General features: G+C 51.5%; 16 protein-coding genes and 2 pseudogenes. 11 read left to right on the top strand and 7 right to left on the bottom strand.

The window, feature by feature from the left end:
- The first annotated feature begins 606 nt into the window (after positions 1-606).
- From rpmH to HV345_RS23740, 9 genes are all read left to right on the top strand, one after another.
- Positions 607-747 carry a 50S ribosomal protein L34 gene (gene rpmH / locus HV345_RS23780; protein ID WP_003023858.1) on the top strand — a complete coding sequence of 47 codons (141 nt, stop codon included), beginning with the start codon at positions 607-609 and terminating at the stop codon, positions 745-747.
- Between the two features lie 17 nt (positions 748-764).
- Positions 765-1,124, top strand: coding sequence for a ribonuclease P protein component (gene rnpA, locus HV345_RS23775; protein WP_003844432.1), 360 nt, complete (start codon positions 765-767; stop codon positions 1,122-1,124).
- Positions 1,088-1,345, top strand: a complete 258-nt coding sequence (gene yidD, locus HV345_RS23770; protein ID WP_003023846.1) for a membrane protein insertion efficiency factor YidD — start codon at positions 1,088-1,090, stop codon at positions 1,343-1,345. The genes rnpA and yidD overlap by 37 nt, the downstream gene beginning before the upstream one ends.
- A 2-nt stretch (positions 1,346-1,347) precedes the next feature.
- The gene (yidC, locus tag HV345_RS23765) at positions 1,348-2,994 is read left to right on the top strand and encodes a membrane protein insertase YidC (RefSeq protein ID WP_003023844.1); all 1,647 of its coding nucleotides are present in this window, start codon (positions 1,348-1,350) and stop codon (positions 2,992-2,994) included.
- 136 nt (positions 2,995-3,130) lie between these two features.
- Positions 3,131-4,495: a tRNA uridine-5-carboxymethylaminomethyl(34) synthesis GTPase MnmE gene (gene mnmE, locus HV345_RS23760; RefSeq protein ID WP_016155071.1), complete on the top strand. Its 1,365-nt coding sequence runs from the start codon at positions 3,131-3,133 to the stop codon at positions 4,493-4,495.
- A 180-nt stretch (positions 4,496-4,675) separates the two neighbouring features.
- Entirely contained in the window at positions 4,676-5,857 is a 1,182-nt protein-coding gene (locus HV345_RS23755; RefSeq protein ID WP_046276205.1) for an MFS transporter, read from the top strand.
- Positions 5,826-6,785 carry an HTH-type transcriptional regulator YidZ gene (yidZ, locus tag HV345_RS23750; RefSeq protein ID WP_016155073.1) on the top strand — a complete coding sequence of 320 codons (960 nt, stop codon included), beginning with the start codon at positions 5,826-5,828 and terminating at the stop codon, positions 6,783-6,785. The genes HV345_RS23755 and yidZ overlap by 32 nt, the downstream gene beginning before the upstream one ends.
- A 166-nt stretch (positions 6,786-6,951) precedes the next feature.
- Positions 6,952-7,698 carry a 4'-phosphopantetheinyl transferase superfamily protein gene (locus tag HV345_RS23745; protein WP_016155074.1) on the top strand — a complete coding sequence of 249 codons (747 nt, stop codon included), beginning with the start codon at positions 6,952-6,954 and terminating at the stop codon, positions 7,696-7,698.
- 30 nt (positions 7,699-7,728) lie between these two features.
- A complete protein-coding gene (locus HV345_RS23740) occupies positions 7,729-8,295 on the top strand; it encodes an NADPH-dependent FMN reductase (protein WP_003827046.1) in 567 nt (188 codons plus the stop codon).
- 119 nt (positions 8,296-8,414) lie between these two features.
- Here HV345_RS23740 and adeP read toward each other — a convergent pair whose 3' ends face one another.
- Positions 8,415-9,752: an adenine permease AdeP gene (gene adeP / locus HV345_RS23735; RefSeq protein ID WP_016155075.1), complete on the bottom strand. Its 1,338-nt coding sequence runs from the start codon at positions 9,750-9,752 to the stop codon at positions 8,415-8,417.
- 167 nt (positions 9,753-9,919) lie between these two features.
- Between adeP and yieH the strand changes: the two genes are divergently transcribed.
- Positions 9,920-10,585, top strand: coding sequence for a 6-phosphogluconate phosphatase (yieH, locus tag HV345_RS23730; RefSeq protein WP_104651921.1), 666 nt, complete (start codon positions 9,920-9,922; stop codon positions 10,583-10,585).
- An 87-nt stretch (positions 10,586-10,672) separates the two neighbouring features.
- Here yieH and HV345_RS23725 read toward each other — a convergent pair whose 3' ends face one another.
- Entirely contained in the window at positions 10,673-11,581 is a 909-nt protein-coding gene (locus tag HV345_RS23725) for a chitinase (protein ID WP_181636121.1), read from the bottom strand.
- Positions 11,582-11,802: 221 nt separating this feature from the next.
- On the opposite strand from HV345_RS23725, the pseudogene HV345_RS26555 reads away from it, so the two are divergent.
- A pseudogene (locus tag HV345_RS26555) lies at positions 11,803-12,016 on the top strand (diaminopimelate epimerase); the annotation flags it as partial.
- Positions 12,017-12,130: 114 nt separating this feature from the next.
- Here HV345_RS26555 and HV345_RS23715 read toward each other — a convergent pair.
- The 5 genes and pseudogenes from HV345_RS23715 to pstB form a co-directional block, all read right to left on the bottom strand.
- Positions 12,131-14,215 carry a metallophosphoesterase gene (locus tag HV345_RS23715; RefSeq protein WP_181636120.1) on the bottom strand — a complete coding sequence of 695 codons (2,085 nt, stop codon included), beginning with the start codon at positions 14,213-14,215 and terminating at the stop codon, positions 12,131-12,133.
- Positions 14,216-14,327: 112 nt separating this feature from the next.
- Positions 14,328-14,945: a hypothetical protein gene (locus tag HV345_RS26550; protein ID WP_193389580.1), complete on the bottom strand. Its 618-nt coding sequence runs from the start codon at positions 14,943-14,945 to the stop codon at positions 14,328-14,330.
- Positions 14,946-15,088: 143 nt separating this feature from the next.
- Positions 15,089-15,311: pseudogene (locus HV345_RS26545) on the bottom strand (AraC family transcriptional regulator); the annotation flags it as partial.
- 240 nt (positions 15,312-15,551) lie between these two features.
- Positions 15,552-16,277 (bottom strand): phosphate signaling complex protein PhoU, encoded by a 726-nt coding sequence (gene phoU / locus HV345_RS23705; protein ID WP_003023824.1) that lies wholly within the window; start codon positions 16,275-16,277, stop codon positions 15,552-15,554.
- A 14-nt stretch (positions 16,278-16,291) separates the two neighbouring features.
- Positions 16,292-17,065, bottom strand: a complete 774-nt coding sequence (gene pstB, locus HV345_RS23700) for a phosphate ABC transporter ATP-binding protein PstB (RefSeq protein WP_003023821.1) — start codon at positions 17,063-17,065, stop codon at positions 16,292-16,294.
- Between the last annotated feature and the right edge of the window lie 105 nt (positions 17,066-17,170).

The raw sequence follows: 17,170 nt of genomic DNA, 5'->3' as shown, positions 1-17,170 counted from the left end.
GGCGGACTCCACTCGAACAAAAGTCGATAAATGACAAAGGCTGAAACATTCATGATTGTTGACGCACATCGACAAGACCCTATGCAAAGGGTGACGTGCGAATTGCTATCTGCAATTTTTACCCGATCAGGATCCATTGAAACGATCAGGACCGCGGATCATAGCGTAAACTGAGAAAGAGATCTTCTGTTTCTCACAGATTCTTCCCGATTTATCCACAGGATGATCCAGAATCGGCTAAGTGTAAACGATCCTGGAGAAGTGCTGCAGGTTTTAGCGCGCATATTGAAAAAATTAATGAGTAAAGATGCTTTACTGCTTAAACGATCTAATAAAGATCCCGAGCGATCCTTGCGCTTTATCCGCCAGCCCGTATAATTCTTACCCCCAGCGAGTAACGGTCGCCTTACGGCGTCAACGCTGCCTGTTTTATACGCGAAACCATGCGGAAAAAAGCGGGAAATAAGGAAAGAGAATTGACTCCGGAGTGTACAATTATTACAATCCGGCCTCTTTAATCACCCACACTGTGGCGTAAGTCGTTCGAAATTCGTTCGGGTATACGCAAAAGTCAGTGAATTTATTCAAGTTTAGGTAGAAATCGCCATGAAACGCACTTTTCAACCGTCTGTACTGAAGCGCAACCGTTCTCACGGCTTCCGTGCTCGTATGGCTAATAAAAATGGTCGTCAGGTTCTGGCACGTCGTCGTGCTAAAGGCCGTTCTCGTCTGACCGTTTCTAAGTAATAAAAGCTAGCCCCTGAGTGGTTAAGCTCGCATTTCCCAGGGAGTTACGTTTGTTAACTCCCACTCATTTCACATTCGTCTTCCAGCAGCCACAACGGGCTGGCACGCCGCAAATCACCATCCTCGGCCGCCTGAATTCGCTGGGGCATCCCCGTATCGGTCTTACCGTCGCCAAGAAAAACGTTAAACGCGCGCATGAACGCAATCGGATTAAACGTCTGACACGTGAAAGCTTTCGTTTACGTCAGCACGAACTTCCAGCAATGGATTTCGTGGTGGTGGCGAAAAAAGGGGTTGCTGACCTCGATAACCGTGCTCTCTCGGAAGCGTTGGAAAAATTATGGCGTCGCCATTGTCGCCTGGCTCGCGGGTCCTGATAGCCCTTATTCGGGTCTATCAACGCCTGATCAGTCCGCTGCTTGGGCCGCATTGCCGTTTCACTCCAACCTGCTCGAGCTACGGAATTGAGGCATTGCGCAGGTTTGGAGTGATAAAAGGCAGTTGGTTGACGGTGAAACGCGTATTAAAATGCCACCCTTTACACCCTGGTGGTGACGATCCCGTCCCGCCCGGACCATTTGATACCAGAGAACACTAACGATGGATTCGCAACGCAATCTTTTAGTCATCGCTTTGCTGTTCGTGTCTTTCATGATCTGGCAAGCCTGGGAGCAGGATAAAAACCCGCAACCTCAGGCCCAACAGACCACGCAGACAACGACCACCGCAGCGGGTAGCGCCGCAGACCAGGGCGTACCGGCCAGTGGCCAGGGGAAACTGATTACGGTTAAAACTGACGTGCTTGATCTGACCATCAACACCCGTGGTGGTGATGTGGAACAGGCTTCACTGCCAGCTTACCCGAAAGAACTCGGTTCTACCGAACCGTTCCAGTTACTGGAAACCACGCCACAGTTCATCTACCAGGCACAGAGTGGCCTGACAGGTCGTGACGGCCCGGATAACCCGGCTAACGGCCCGCGTCCGCTGTACAACGTCGAAAAAGACGCGTTTGTACTGGCTGACGGTCAGAACGAACTGCAGATCCCGATGACCTATACTGACGCAGCGGGTAACACATTCACTAAAACGTTTGTACTCAAGCGCGGTGAATATGCTGTCAACGTTAACTACAGCGTGCAGAACGCCGGCGAAAAACCGCTGGAAGTCTCCACCTTTGGTCAGCTGAAGCAATCCATCAATCTGCCATCTCATCGCGACACCGGTAGCAGCAACTTTGCGCTGCACACCTTCCGTGGCGCGGCGTACTCCACGCCGGATGAGAAGTATGAGAAATACAAATTCGACACCATTGCTGAAAACGAAAACCTGAACGTCAATGCTAAAGACGGCTGGGTCGCAATGCTGCAACAGTATTTCGCAACGGCATGGGTTCCGCGTAACGACGGCACCAACAACTTCTATACCGCTAATCTGGGTAACGGCATTGCCGCTATCGGCTATAAATCACAGCCGGTACTGGTTCAGCCTGGCCAGACTGGCGCGATGACCAGCACCCTGTGGGTCGGCCCGGAAATTCAGGATAAAATGGCGGCAGTTGCACCGCACCTGGATCTGACCGTGGATTACGGCTGGTTGTGGTTCATCTCTCAGCCGCTGTTCAAACTGCTGAAGTGGATCCATAGCTTCCTGGGTAACTGGGGCTTCTCCATCATCGTTATCACCTTTATCGTTCGTGGCATCATGTACCCGCTGACTAAAGCGCAGTACACCTCCATGGCGAAGATGCGTATGCTGCAGCCGAAGATTCAGGCTATGCGTGAGCGTCTGGGCGATGACAAACAGCGTCAGAGCCAGGAAATGATGGCCCTGTACAAAGCTGAGAAGGTTAACCCGCTGGGCGGCTGCTTCCCGCTGATCATCCAGATGCCAATCTTCCTGGCGTTGTACTACATGCTGATGGGCTCCATTGAACTGCGTCATGCGCCGTTCGCTCTGTGGATCCATGACCTGTCTGCACAGGACCCGTACTACATCCTGCCGATCCTGATGGGCGTAACGATGTTCTTCATTCAGAAGATGTCTCCGACCACCGTGACCGACCCGATGCAGCAGAAGATCATGACCTTTATGCCGGTCATCTTCACCGTGTTCTTCCTGTGGTTCCCGTCAGGTCTGGTGCTGTACTATATCGTCAGCAACCTGGTAACCATTATTCAGCAGCAGCTGATTTACCGTGGTCTGGAGAAACGTGGCCTGCATAGCCGCGAGAAGAAAAACTCCTGATACTAGTCGCAGGGGCGTTGGCTGAATTTGCTTGCCGCCTTCCTGCAACTTGAATTATTTCGAGTATTCACGGTAAAGTTAATGCCAGAGAAGGCGGTCATTAGACCGCCTTTTTTACATTTACAAGAGAGCTATCATGAACCATAACGACACCATCGTCGCTCAGGCCACCCCACCGGGACGTGGTGGCGTGGGTATCCTGCGCATCTCCGGCCTGAAGGCGCGCGAGGTTGCAGAAACCGTACTGGGGAAACTACCAAAACCGCGCTATGCCGACTATCTTCCGTTTAAAGACGCGGATGGCAGCACGCTGGATCAAGGAATTGCCCTGTGGTTCCCCGGCCCAAACTCCTTTACCGGTGAAGATGTTTTAGAGCTTCAGGGCCACGGCGGTCCGGTGATTCTCGATCTGCTGCTCAAACGTATTCTGACCATTCCCGGGCTGCGCATTGCCAGACCGGGTGAATTCTCCGAGCGTGCGTTTCTCAATGATAAGCTTGATCTGGCCCAGGCAGAGGCAATTGCCGACCTGATCGATGCCAGCTCAGAGCAAGCCGCTCGCTCGGCGCTGAACTCGTTGCAGGGCGCATTTTCTGCACGGGTAAATCATCTTGTGGAAGCGCTCACTCACCTGCGCATCTACGTGGAAGCGGCGATCGACTTTCCGGATGAAGAAATCGACTTCCTGTCTGATGGTAAGATTGAAGCGCAGCTCAACAACGTTATCAGCGATCTCGATGCTGTTCGTGCCGAAGCGCGTCAGGGCAGCCTGCTGCGCGAAGGGATGAAGGTGGTCATTGCCGGTCGCCCAAATGCCGGGAAATCAAGCCTACTGAACGCGCTGGCAGGTCGTGAGGCGGCCATTGTGACCGACATTGCGGGTACGACTCGCGACGTACTGCGTGAGCATATTCATATCGACGGTATGCCGCTGCACATCATCGACACTGCCGGCCTGCGCGATGCCAGCGATGAAGTTGAACGCATTGGTATCGAACGCGCGTGGCAGGAAATTGAACAGGCCGACCGCGTTCTGTTTATGGTTGATGGCACCACCACCGACGCCGTGGACCCGGCTGACATCTGGCCAGACTTTATTGCCCGTCTGCCAGCCAAACTGCCGATTACCGTGGTGCGTAACAAAGCGGATATTACCGGTGAGACGCTGGGCCTTAGCGAAGTAAATGGCCACTCACTGGTTCGCCTATCCGCGCGTACCGGTGAAGGCGTTGACGTGCTGCGTAACCATCTCAAACAGAGCATGGGCTTTGAAACCAATATGGAAGGCGGCTTCCTGGCGCGCCGTCGTCACCTGCAGGCGCTGGCAGAAGCGGCGGAGCATCTCGAGCAGGGTAAAGCCCAACTGCTCGGAGCATGGGCCGGAGAATTGCTGGCAGAGGAACTACGTCTGGCGCAGCAGAACCTCAGTGAGATCACCGGGGAATTTACCTCCGACGATCTGCTGGGAAGGATTTTCTCCAGCTTCTGTATTGGCAAGTAACGTTGTGTTGCCCGGTGGTGCGATGCCTACCGGGCCTACAGTACCCGTAAGTCGGATAAAGCAAAGCGGCTATCCGGCTACAAGTAATTTCCCATATGGAAATCACTGTTGTCCAAATGGCAACTCGTGCAGTTGACTCTCTGCCCGTATGCTTAGCGCCACATTCCTCATGAGGTCGCTATGACACGCTTTCTAATCTGCAGTTTCGCCCTGGTGTTACTTTATCCCGCGGGTATTGATATGTATCTGGTGGGGCTGCCCCGTATTGCTGCCGATTTACAGGCCAGCGAGGCGCAACTGCATATCGCGTTTTCGGTTTATCTGGCGGGAATGGCGACGGCGATGCTGTTTGCCGGGAAAATTGCCGACCAGTCAGGACGTAAACCCGTCGCTATTGTCGGCGCCCTCATCTTTATTTTCGCCTCTGCGCTGTGTTCATTCGCCGAAAGCGGTACGCCGTTTCTCACAGGCCGCTTTATTCAGGGCGTAGGCGCAGGCTGCTGCTATGTGGTGGCTTTCGCCATCCTGCGCGATACGCTCGACGATCGCCGCCGGGCGAAGGTACTGTCGCTGTTGAACGGTATCACCTGCATCGTGCCGGTACTGGCACCGGTGATGGGGCATCTGATTATGCTCAAATACCCGTGGCAGAGCCTGTTCTACACGATGATCGGTATGGGGGTGGCCGTTTGCTTGCTGTCAGTGTTTATCCTGCGAGAATCGCGCCCAGCGACGCTCCCGGCATCTGCAGAGAAGAACCACCTATCTGAATCGCTGGTGAACCGTTTTTTCTTAAGCCGTCTGGCCATCACCACTCTCAGCGTGTCGGTGATCCTGACCTTCGTGAATACTTCGCCGGTGCTATTGATGGAAGTGATGGGCTTTGACCGTGGTGAGTACGCCACCACGATGGCCATGACCGCAGGCATCAGTATGGCGGTCTCGTTCTCTACGCCATTCGCCCTGAGCGTGTTTAAACCTCGCGTTCTGATGCTGACCTCACAAGTGCTGTTTCTGTCTGCCGGTGTGGTGTTAACTCTTGCCAGTACGCACATGATGACGCTGTTTGGGCTGACCTTAATCTGTGCCGGGTTCTCGGTCGGCTTCGGTGTCGCGATGAGTCAGGCGCTGGGACCTTTCTCGCTGCGTGCGGGCGTTGCCAGCTCGGCGTTAGGTATTGCGCAGGTTTGCGGTTCCTCGCTGTGGATATGGCTGGCTGCGGTGCTCGGTCTTGATGCGCTGAATATGCTGATCGGGATTCTGATTGGCTGTAGCATAGTGAGTATCATGCTGATTATCACTGTTGCACCTAACCGGTCCACGCCAACTCATGAAGAAATCCCTCAGCAGTCTCGATCTTAATTTATTGCTCTGCCTGCAGCTGTTGATGCAGGAACGCAGTGTTACCAAAACTGCCAAACGGATGAACGTCACGCCGTCGGCGGTCAGCAAGTCGCTGTCTAAACTGCGGGCCTGGTTTGACGATCCACTGTTTGTAAACACCCCGCTGGGGCTAACGCCAACACCGCTGATGGTCAGCATGGAACAGAATCTGGCAGAGTGGATGCAGATGAGCAACCAGTTGCTGGATAAGCCACACCATGAAGCGCCGCGCGGGCTGAAGTTTGATCTGGTGGCCGAAACGCCGCTGGTGATGATCATGTTTAACGCGCTCTCCCGACAGATCTATCAGCGTTATCCCCAGGCGACGATCAAAATACGCAACTGGGACTATGATTCGCTGGATGCAATTATTCGCGGCGAAGTGGATATCGGCTTTACTGGCCGGGAAAGCCATCCGCGTTCGCGTGAACTGTTGAGTTTGCTGCCGTTGTCGATCGACCATGAAGTGCTGTTTTCCGATCTCCCCTGTGTCTGGCTACGTGAAGATCATCCGGCATTGCAGGAAGAGTGGAATCTGGACACATTTCTGCGCTATCCGCACATCAGCATTAGCTGGGAGCAAAGCGATACCTGGGCGCTGGATGAAGTCCTGCAAGAGATGGGGCGCGCGCGCAATATTGCGTTATGTCTGCCCGGTTTTGAGCAGTCGCTGTTTATGGCCGCCCAGCCGGATCACGCGCTGATAGCCACAGCTCCGGTTTATTGCCAGCGTTATAACCAACTCCACCAGCTTCCGCTCGTGGCGCGTCCTATGCCTTTTGATGCCGCGCAGCTGGAAAAAATGCGCGTACCGTTCACCCTTCTTTGGCACAAACGTAACAGTCATAATCCTAAGATCGTCTGGTTGAAAGACACCATCAAGGCGCTTTATCGCGATATGTCCTGACGTTGCACCGCCACTTTGTTGCCAAATCGACTATTCTGGCAACAGAAATGTAAATATCGCGTAATGTATTCTATTTCAGCTTACTTTTTGGGCAGCAAAGCCTGCCTGGATGTCGCGTAAATGTTACTCTGGTAATTATCACGGACCATTAATCACGGAGCGAAAAATGGCGACACATTTTGCCAGAGGGATTCTTACGGAGGGACACCTGGTTTCAGCTCGCCTCCCTTCTCCATGTCATATCGAAGCAAGAGATCTCCCCGCTCATCGCCGAACACGTTTCCTGGCTTCCCGCAGTTTACTCGCTGAACTGATGTTTATGCTTTACGGCACCAGTACGCTGCCCGAGATTGTTACTCAGGCCAAAGGTAAGCCCATTTTTCGCGATAAGAACCTGCCGGGATTTTCGATTTCCTATGCCGGGAATATCGTTGGCGTTGCGCTAACAACTGAAGGAACGTGCGGGCTGGATATGGAACTGCAGCGAGCTACCCGCAGCTTTCACCATCCGCATTCAACGGAAACATGGCGCTTCTCCAGCAACGAAAATCTGTGGATCAATAACCAAAACGACCCCAACGAAGCACGCGCGCAGCTCATTACGTTGCGCCAGAGCGTACTCAAACTCACCGGCGATGTAAGCAATGATGATCCGCACGAACTCCAGCTTTTACCCGGCGCAGGACGTCTGAAATGTGCCCATGTTGCGCAGGTTGAAGCCATTTGCGATGCGGAAGATGTTCTGGTGTGGTCGGTTGCGGTTACGCCAACCATTGAAAAACTCAAGGTTTGGGAGTTTGATGGTAAACAGGACTGGAAAAGTTTGCCTGATATCCAGACCCGCGCCAATGAGCCTACGGGTCGCCTGATCCGGTTCTCTCAATTATGCGCAGCGAAAAGCCATACGCTTTGATTTAACCTTTATGATGAAACAGGAGTCACCATGTCAGAAACATTGAATGTTGTTACGTTACTGGGAAGTCTGCGCAAAGGTTCGTTTAATGGAATGGTTGCCCGTACGCTGCCCAAGATTGCTCCAGCAGGAATGGAAGTCAACGCATTGCCATCAATTGGTGATATCCCACTGTACGATGCCGACCTCCAGCAGGAAGAAGGTTTTCCGGCAAGCGTAGAAGCGCTGGCAGAGCAAATCAGGAAGGCTGACGGTGTCGTCATCGTGACACCGGAATATAACTATTCCGTGCCTGGCGGACTGAAGAACGCCATCGACTGGCTGTCCCGCCTGCCGGATCAGCCATTATCGGGTAAGCCGGTGCTGATCCAGACCAGCTCCATGGGCGCCATTGGCGGCGCGCGCTGCCAGTACCATCTGCGTCAGATCCTGGTGTTCCTCGACGCCATGGTAATGAATAAGCCGGAATTTATGGGCGGCGTGATTCAGAACAAAGTGGACCCGCAGACAGGTGAAGTGATCGACCAAAGTACGCTGGACCATCTAACCGGCCAGTTGACCGCATTTGGCGACTACATCCAGCGTGTGAAAGCCTAAAAGAAAAAGCCCGCTGGCTGCAATGCCTGGCGGGCCGTATCCGGTTATCAAGTTTACCTGATGGCGCTGCGCTTATCAGGTAGGTCTACACGCCTCGCGCAGCACCGTCTCAGCGGCAATTAATGCGCGTCGATAAACACAATCTTCAACACAAACAGCAGTGCGACAACGATGACGCACGGGCTGAGATCGCGGAAACGTCCGGTACCGATTTTCATCACACAGTAGGAAATAAAGCCCAGCGCGATACCTTCGGTAATCGAGAAGCTAAACGGCATCATCACGGCGGTAATAAACGCCGGAACGGCTTCAGTCAGGTCATCCCACTTCACGCGTGACAGGCTTGATGTCATCAGGACGCCAACGTAAATCAGCGCACCAGCGGCCGCATATCCCGGTACCATTCCCGCCAGCGGCGACAGGAAGATAACCAGCAGGAACAACAGGCCAACAACTACCGCGGTCAGGCCAGTACGTCCACCGACAGAAACCCCGGAAGAAGACTCGATATACGCGGTAACGGAAGAAGTACCGATAAACGCACCAGCAACCGATGACACGCTATCCACATACAGCGCCTGCTTCATACGCGGAAACTTACCCTTCGCATCCGCCAGACCGGCTTTATCCGTGACGCCAATTAGCGTACCGGAGGAGTCGAACAGGTTGACCAGCATGAACGAGAAAATTACGCCCGCAAGACCAATGTTAAACGAACCAGCCAGATCAACATGCCCGATAACGGACATTACGCTCGGCGGCGCGGAGACGATCCCGTTGTAATGGACATCGCCCAGCATCCAGCCCAGCAGCGTGGTCACAATGATAGAGATCAGTACCGCCGCATGGATGTTACGTGAAGCCAGAATCGCGATGATAAAGAAGCCCAGAATACCGAGCAGTACGCTGTGGGACGTCAGGTTGCCAATAGACACCAGGGTGTCTTGGTTGGCGACGATAACACCAGCGTTTTTCAGCCCCATCATGCCGATGAACAGACCAATACCGCTGGTGATCCCCACGCGCAAACTAACCGGGATGTTGGCAATCATCCAGTAACGTACGCGGAAAATCGTCAGTAGCAGCAGACCTACCGCGCCCCAGAAGATTGCGCCCATACCGATCTGCCATGACAGGCCCATCGCGCCAACGACCACGAAGGCGAAGAACGCATTCAGCCCCATAGCAGGCGCAAGTGCGACCGGCAGGTTGGCAAACAGGCCCATCAGGATGCTACCAAATGCAGCAATCAGGCAGGTGGTCACAAAGACGGCGCTGGTATCCATGCCAGCCACGCCAAGAATTTGCGGGTTAACAAAAACGATATACACCATCGTCAGGAAGGTGGTTAAACCAGCGATCACTTCGGTCCGTGCCGTCGTGCCATGTTCGCGCAGTTTGAACACGCGTTCCAGCATCCCCTGGCCAGAAGCCTGGGTTGTGTGTTGTTGACTCATTATCAATTTCCGAACAAGGAGGGAAAATTCGTCGCTATCCTATACCAAAATGCGACAATAGGGTTGGGTTATGAGCAACTTTTTTCATTGATTTTGCTTATACGGCAACGATTGCGTCGCCCAATAATGCATTACGAAAACGTTAAACTTGTTAAAACGGAAATGACATGTCCCAGATAGAAGCCGTATTTTTTGACTGTGACGGTACCCTTGTCGACAGTGAAGTGATTTGTTCTCGCGCGTATGTCAGCATGTTCCAGGCGTTCGGCATTACGCTCGATCTTGAAGAAACTTTTAAACGCTTCAAGGGGGTAAAGCTGTACGAGATCATCGACATTATCAACGAAGAGCACGGTGTCGAACTGGCAAAAGCCGAATTAGAACCGGTTTACCGCGCAGAGGTCGCACGTCTGTTCGATACGGAACTGGAGGTGATTGCCGGAGCCAATGCGCTGCTGGACAGCATGACCGTCCCTATGTGCGTGGTATCTAACGGTCCGGTCAGCAAAATGCAGCACTCGCTGGGTAAGCTGGGTATGTTGCACCATTTCCCTGATTTACTGTTCAGCGGCTACGATATTCAACGCTGGAAACCCGATCCGGCCCTGATGTTCCATGCGGCGAAAGCGATGGACGTTAACGTTGATAACTGCATTCTGGTTGATGACTCCAGCGCAGGTGCCCAGGCGGGGATTGCTGCAGGGATGGAAGTGTTTTACTTCTGCGCCGATCCGCATAACAAACCAATCGATCATCCAAAAGTGACGACGTTTACCGATCTGGCGCAGTTGCCAGCGTTGTGGAAGGCGCGGGGTTGGAATATTACGCGATAAATAAGCAACCATTACACAATCTGCGTTCGCGGAAAAAGATAACCCCACCGAAAACAGCGGGGTTATCGTTCTTTTTCAAGTCAGCGCTTATTTGGTGAGGCCATTAACAAAATGGCTGCAATATTCCCCGGCCACACGCTGTTCCGGGTTGCTGCTGGTTGTCAGGTCAACATAGGTGTAAGACGAAGGATTGTCGCGGTTAAAATCCCAGATACCGATAAAATTCATGCCATTCTGTTTGGCAAAGGTGGCCAGCGTATCGGCATCATGAAGTTTAAACATGCTACCATCGTCATTCATACCTATCATCGGTGTAACCGCCACCGCCGAGTAGCCGCCGCTCACTGACAGAGAGGCTAACTGACTGGCGATGCTGCGGGCTGCGTCAACCGCAGATTTACCCATATCAGCACGATACTGCGCGCTGTAATAATCCATTGCCATACCGTTTACCACAAACGTTAATCCGGTATTATGCGCTTGTTTTACAATATTCACCCCAGTACTAGTTAAACCGGTTGGCATGGTGGGCAAAGTAAAGGAAATAGCGACTTCTGGATTATTTTTAGTTACCACTTTCAGCGCTTCACAAATATTGCTGATATTATACTGACCATTTTCCAGATCAAAATCCAGGCCATATGCAGAATAATCATCAATAAAAGACTGGTAAATTTCAACCAATTCGGAAGTGCTAAAATAGGTTGATATATCGCTATTCACCGCGCCGCCAAAAGAAATAATAACCTTTTTACCGGCCGCATTGAGATCGTTTGATAACGGCAATGCCCAGTCCATCGACATGGTGTCCTGGGCAGCCCAGCAGGCTTTTTTGTTCGCTGATAAAGTAATAAAACCAAATACCAGACCGTCTACCTCCCACGCTTTAGCTTCCTGAGAATAAAGCGGATTTGGACGGCCATTGGGATAATCTTGCCAGTCAGACCATTCTGCATTTACGGTGACATCTATAAACGGGGTATAAAGCGTCTTCATATTTCACCTCATTATTTTTTCATATTAATCAATAATGCCAGAAAACTATTTATCTGGTCTCTGGCTGAGGTGATGCTATATTTTCAGAAGCGGATAATTTATGACGATGGTCACACCCAAATGGTTCATGATAAAAACAAATATTTAATGATAGATATTATCATAGCAATGATGATTATCTGATAAATCTGGTCAGAAGCAGATGCCGTATAAGGGGTTTGAGGGTCAATGGGCAATTCGTGGAAGTTGTCGATCTCCATACGCTGAGGATTGGCATCCGGGAGCAGCAGTTGCGCGGCTGCCAGCGCAATGCGCCGTTTAGGTCGGGTTGGTGATCGGGTTGACATCAATATGCCTGGTGAGCAGTTACAGATTACCTTCAGGTTAGATTTTCAAGTCTGTATGCGTGGCCCGGTACATAAAATCGCCAGCCTTCGCCAGGTTGGCCTACTGAGCCTCGGTTGTGTGGTGCTTATCGCCGTGCCCATATCGTCGGTCTGGGAATGGCGTGCTAATTCTCGCCCCTGCCAATGTGGCAGGGGCGAGGTTTTAACGCGCGGAGATTTCCCCCGTTTCGCTATTCAGGTGGAAATTTCGTGAAGGGCCGCCCCGCAGGTATTTATCGATAACGCTAAAAATACTGCCAAAACGCAGGCGGAAAATAGTCTCGAAATCGCTATCCGCCATCACCGCAGAAGCCTCATCTGGTAAGGAATGCGCCAACGTGCGGGTTAGCAAATGATATTCGCGTAAGCGTTGCGCGGAAATATCGCGCAGCGCCAGCTCATCGGCATTGCGCAGACGATAAAAATCCACCGCCAAATCAAAGCCGTTCCAGGATGCAAACTGCTCCAGCGTCATTCCGGCATCCCGAGCTAAAGTTAGCGCTTTTTGCTGCGCCAACTGCCATGCTCCAGCATTTTTTTGCAGGTAAATTTGCCCGATAGACCTGACAGGAGGCACGTCTCCTTTAGCGCACACAGCACGATCGCTGCTCATAGGTACAGTCAGAACATCTTGCCAGGAGTTATGACTGCTCAACTGACTCAGCGTCAGCATTTCCGCACCATTCAGGCTAAAAAGCATCTGCCGAATTTCACACGGCCACTCTTCGGGAATAAAGCGCAGCCGGGTGAGCTCGGTAATATGCCAGTTAGTAAAGTCATAATAATCCTTCGCACTCAGCACCGCCTTGTTCCATAAATGCGCAGAGCCCGTCGCTTTCAGATGCTCCCACTCTTGCTGATAATGTTCAAAAAGCTCATTAAAGCGCGGGACGCTGTCCAGGGTAACGGTCTGAACATCGATTTCGCTACGGTTAGCGAAATTGAGGATTTTATACGCTGGGACGTAGGCCGCCATGGAAGGTGCCTGAATATTAAATAGCAGGCTGCCGTCAGGATATTTACGCACGCCGGTATCGTTAAAGTGCATATGTCCGCCAACGTGTACGCCAATACCTGTTTTCGCTAACGCATGGCTGGTATCCTCCTTCGGAGCCCGCTTCAACTGAAATTTACCTTTGCCAAAGATGGATTCCAGATCGCTGGCAGCGCCGTTATCAAACTCCACCATAGGGAAATGGCTAAAGGTAATCAGCGTCTTTTTCTGCTCTTTTGCTCGCATGGCAACGGACGTCATCCACGCCACGACCTGCTGCTTGTGAGTGAGCATTTTGTTGTAGCCTGCGTCACCTGAACCCGCGAAGTTTTTAGCAGACTGCGGATTCGTCAGGTCCGCATCCTCGCGCGGCACGTAAACATTCGCATCAACGGCCAGCAGCCATAGGCCTGGTATCGGCTCAACGAGATAGCTGCTGTCAGCGACGGTAAAACAGGGGCCATAATCTGGTTGTCGATATGAACCGCCTGTTCCCTGAGCACAGATTTCATACTGCCGCTGGCGGAAGTCGCTGGCTTGCTTTGCTTTGGCAAACGTATAATCCTGCTGCCCATAGGATGAATAAGGCGTTTCCCAGTAAATATCTTCAGGCTGCGGATCGATACCGAATGGGGACATCATTTTCATGATGTACTCATAACCACGGCTTACCATCTCTTCGCTACAGATGGTCGGCAGTTCCGCACCTGTTGAGATAAGCGCAGTTTTGCCCTGATAACCCGTACACTCTTTGGCGCCAAAACTAAAAATACGTTGAGTTTTCCCTCCCTGACCTAAGAAATCCTCTTCCCCATCGGGTAAATCAAAGGGTCGGTTTGGGTCATGATTACCCGGCGTTGCAAAGAATCGCATTGCATACTTTTGCTCATACTCCTTCAGCAGGGTTACTAACCCGCGAATATGCACAGACTGCCCGTCATCGCTAAAATCACCTGGAAGCGCGATCAGTTTGATCCCCTTTTTCCCGGCGTCATCCAGTGCTGCACGCAGGGCAAAGTAGTTTTCATTAAATAATCGCGTTGACGTGAGCTGAGCATACATGGTGCGAATCATCGCACGCTGCCCACTTTTGCGATTCTTTAGCCCGCTAAATGCGCCATCCTGAAATTCGCCGTACACATCATGAAAATGGATATCCGGCATAAATGCGACGCGATATTGATAATTTTCAGTAGCAGCAGCATGGCTACAGAGTAAATACGCCGTTATTCCGGCTATGGAAATTACTCTCATTGAATATCCTTATTTTTATCAAAAAAATAATTAGAGTTTGTAGGTAATACCTACGCGCTAACGCATCTCCCAGACATCACGATAAGTTTTGCCATCTTTCACATATGAACCATCATCCCAATTCGACGTAAGGCACCCAGGTTTTATTTCCTCTCCAGGCCACCGTCATATTATGCACACAATCTTTTTCTTTACCGCGCAATGCCGGGTAGTCAGGGCTACGACCGTTGGGCAAGCAGCAACACAAACAATGTACATAGCGCATCCTTCTGGTCGATTCAGGCAATAAAAAAAGCACAATAGCGAGAGCGCGCATTGTGCTTTGAGAAAGGCAGATTTGGTTATTCACTACGCGGTCGCTATCGGCACCACTGGCGTGGCGACAAACCACGAGCTGATGCAGGCTGGAAATACGGAAGCTGAAAGTTAGCTCATCGCGCTTACGCGAGCACAGCAACACCTGCGGAAACTGACGATGAGCATATCTTTTCATTTCGCACGACTGTCTAAAACCAGAACAGAGAGCCTGACCTGCACAATCCCAAAGCAAGGACCATTTCTGGGTTATCAGGTTTTCGGCACAAGAGGTAGGAGTAATATCAATTTCAACCAAATCGTTGACGGAATTAAACCAGCATGAATCAGCAAGCATGACTTTAATTTTGCTGTCGATGGAGAGCAAAATTAAAGTCATGCTTTTTAATAATCGCAATATGAATGACATTAACATAAGCCCCCACGAAATAATAAAGCGAGTGTAGCGCAAAAAAAATGGCAATAACTGTGACTTATTGCACAGAGCATTAAATGTTTATTTTATTTTTCATCAAAAATCAGAACAAAAAATTCAGATATTAAATAAGAAAATATAATCTATTCTACTGCTATATGACCGCGCGACTGTCGCTGTTCCGGCGTCATGCCAATCTCACGGTTAGACATCAACGAAAAGCCGTAACTGCCTTCAAATCCATACTGCATCGCCAATCAGCCGTTCGGTATGCTGCAAGTATTGTGCGTGGCAGATGTACAGCTGTCACAGTTAATTGTTGATGGTCATATCTATATGCTGATGAAACTGCTTGCGTAGCGCTCGCTAAACCGAGCCAGAAAAAAGGGACGATTACGACTGAACCGACCCCAGACCTCGTTTCCCTGCAGGTAAACCCATTCCTCTTCGTCGTTAAGCCAGCGGCTGAGTTCAGGATCTGTTGCGTCTCTTTTGACAGTGCGTTCTAGCCTTCGGCTACGCTACGCACCCCGACCTCACTGAGGGCGGGGTGCGCCGGGTAACAAAGGAACACACCCGCAACGTGACGGATGACGAGTATCTTTATCACTCTTTCGGATCTTTGCCCGCCAGCAGCTTATCCAGCTCATCACCGCCCACGTGACGGAAGTCTTGTCCCTTCACGAAGTAGAAGATGTATTCGCAGATATTCTGGCAACGGTCACCGATACGCTCGATGGAGCGCGCGCAGAACAGCGCGGTCAGCACGCTTGGAATGGTACGCGGGTCTTCCATCATGTAGGTCATCAGCTGACGCACGATACCTTCATACTCCTGGTCGACTTTCTTATCTTCGCGATAAATACGTACCGCTTCGTCAAGATCCATACGCGCAAACGCATCCAGCACGTCATGCAGCATTTGTACGGTGTGGCGACCCAGTGATTCCAGGCTTACCAGCAGCGGCTGATGCTGTTGAGAAAATTTCTCCAGCGCGGTGCGGCAAATTTTATCCGCAACGTCGCCAATACGTTCCAGCTCAGCGATCGTTTTGATAATCGCCATCACCAGACGCAAGTCACTGGCGGTCGGCTGACGCTTGGCAATGATACGCACGCAGGCCTCGTCGATCGCCACTTCCATCATATTGACGTTCTTATCGCCCTCAATGACGCGCTTCGCCAGCTCACTGTCCTGATTGTGCATGGCGGTAATCGCATCAGAAAGCTGCTGCTCGACCATGCCACCCATGGTCATCACCTGGGTACGGATGCTTTCCAGCTCTGCATTGAACTGGCCGGAAATATGTTTATTAAGGTTAAGATTATCCACAACAAGCTCCTGAATCAGCCGTAACGACCGGTGATGTAGTCTTCAGTTTGTTTCTTCGCGGGCTTGGTGAACAGATCGTCCGTGTTACTGAACTCAATCAACTCGCCCAGGTACATAAATGCCGTGTGATCGGAACAACGCGCAGCCTGCTGCATGTTGTGGGTAACGATAACGACGGTGTAATCCTCTTTCAGCTCAGTGATCAGCTCTTCGATACGCCCGGTAGAAATAGGGTCGAGCGCTGAACACGGCTCATCAAGCAGAAGCACTTCCGGGCGAATGGCGATCCCACGCGCAATACACAGACGCTGCTGCTGACCACCGGAGAGAGAGTACCCGCTCTGGTGTAATTTATCTTTGGTTTCGTTCCACAGCGCGGCCTTGGTCAATGCCCACTGCACACGCTCGTCCATATCCGCACGAGAGAGTTTCTCAAACAGACGCACGCCAAAAGCGATGTTGTCGTAGATGGACATCGGGAACGGCGTCGGCTTCTGGAATACCATGCCCACTTTGGCACGCAGCAGAGCGATATCCTGAGTGTTGGTGAGAATATTGTCGCCATCCAGCAGGATTTCGCCTTCCGCACGCTGTTCCGGGTACAGTTCAAACATTTTATTGAACGTACGCAGCAACGTCGATTTACCACAGCCTGACGGCCCGATAAACGCCGTTACCTGGTTTTTGGCAATATCCAGGTTGATGTTCTTCAGGGCATGGAACTTGCCATAGTAGAAGTTCAAATCACGAACCTGAATCTTACCTGGGGCAGTATCAACCATACTCATTTCTATCTTTTCCTCATCATGCCTGATGGCGCGCAGCTTTCAGGCCTACAAATGTCTTCAATCGTAGGCCGGATAAGGCGTTTACGCCGCCATCCGGCACTTCGT

Source organism: Citrobacter sp. RHBSTW-00986 (genome assembly GCF_013783065.1).
GTDB classification, from domain to species: Bacteria; Pseudomonadota; Gammaproteobacteria; order Enterobacterales; family Enterobacteriaceae; genus Citrobacter; species Citrobacter braakii.
Note: the sequence above shows the minus strand (reverse complement) of the source record. Positions and strands in the feature narration are given on the sequence as shown.

Bases quoted from the DNA above. Each gene is read 5' to 3' on its own strand.
- mnmE (WP_016155071.1), top strand. From the start codon at position 3,131: ATGAACCATAACGACACCATCGTCGCTCAGGCCACCCCACCGGGACGT.
- pstB (WP_003023821.1), bottom strand. From the start codon at position 17,065: ATGAGTATGGTTGATACTGCCCCAGGTAAGATTCAGGTTCGTGATTTG.
- rpmH (WP_003023858.1), top strand. From the start codon at position 607: ATGAAACGCACTTTTCAACCGTCTGTACTGAAGCGCAACCGTTCTCAC.
- yieH (WP_104651921.1), top strand. From the start codon at position 9,920: ATGTCCCAGATAGAAGCCGTATTTTTTGACTGTGACGGTACCCTTGTC.
- yidZ (WP_016155073.1), top strand. From the start codon at position 5,826: ATGAAGAAATCCCTCAGCAGTCTCGATCTTAATTTATTGCTCTGCCTG.
- HV345_RS23725 (WP_181636121.1), bottom strand. From the start codon at position 11,581: ATGAAGACGCTTTATACCCCGTTTATAGATGTCACCGTAAATGCAGAA.
- yidC (WP_003023844.1), top strand. From the start codon at position 1,348: ATGGATTCGCAACGCAATCTTTTAGTCATCGCTTTGCTGTTCGTGTCT.
- HV345_RS23740 (WP_003827046.1), top strand. From the start codon at position 7,729: ATGTCAGAAACATTGAATGTTGTTACGTTACTGGGAAGTCTGCGCAAA.
- HV345_RS23715 (WP_181636120.1), bottom strand. From the start codon at position 14,215: ATGAGAGTAATTTCCATAGCCGGAATAACGGCGTATTTACTCTGTAGC.
- adeP (WP_016155075.1), bottom strand. From the start codon at position 9,752: ATGAGTCAACAACACACAACCCAGGCTTCTGGCCAGGGGATGCTGGAA.
- HV345_RS23755 (WP_046276205.1), top strand. From the start codon at position 4,676: ATGACACGCTTTCTAATCTGCAGTTTCGCCCTGGTGTTACTTTATCCC.
- yidD (WP_003023846.1), top strand. From the start codon at position 1,088: ATGGCGTCGCCATTGTCGCCTGGCTCGCGGGTCCTGATAGCCCTTATT.
- HV345_RS23745 (WP_016155074.1), top strand. From the start codon at position 6,952: ATGGCGACACATTTTGCCAGAGGGATTCTTACGGAGGGACACCTGGTT.
- HV345_RS26550 (WP_193389580.1), bottom strand. From the start codon at position 14,945: ATGTTAATGTCATTCATATTGCGATTATTAAAAAGCATGACTTTAATT.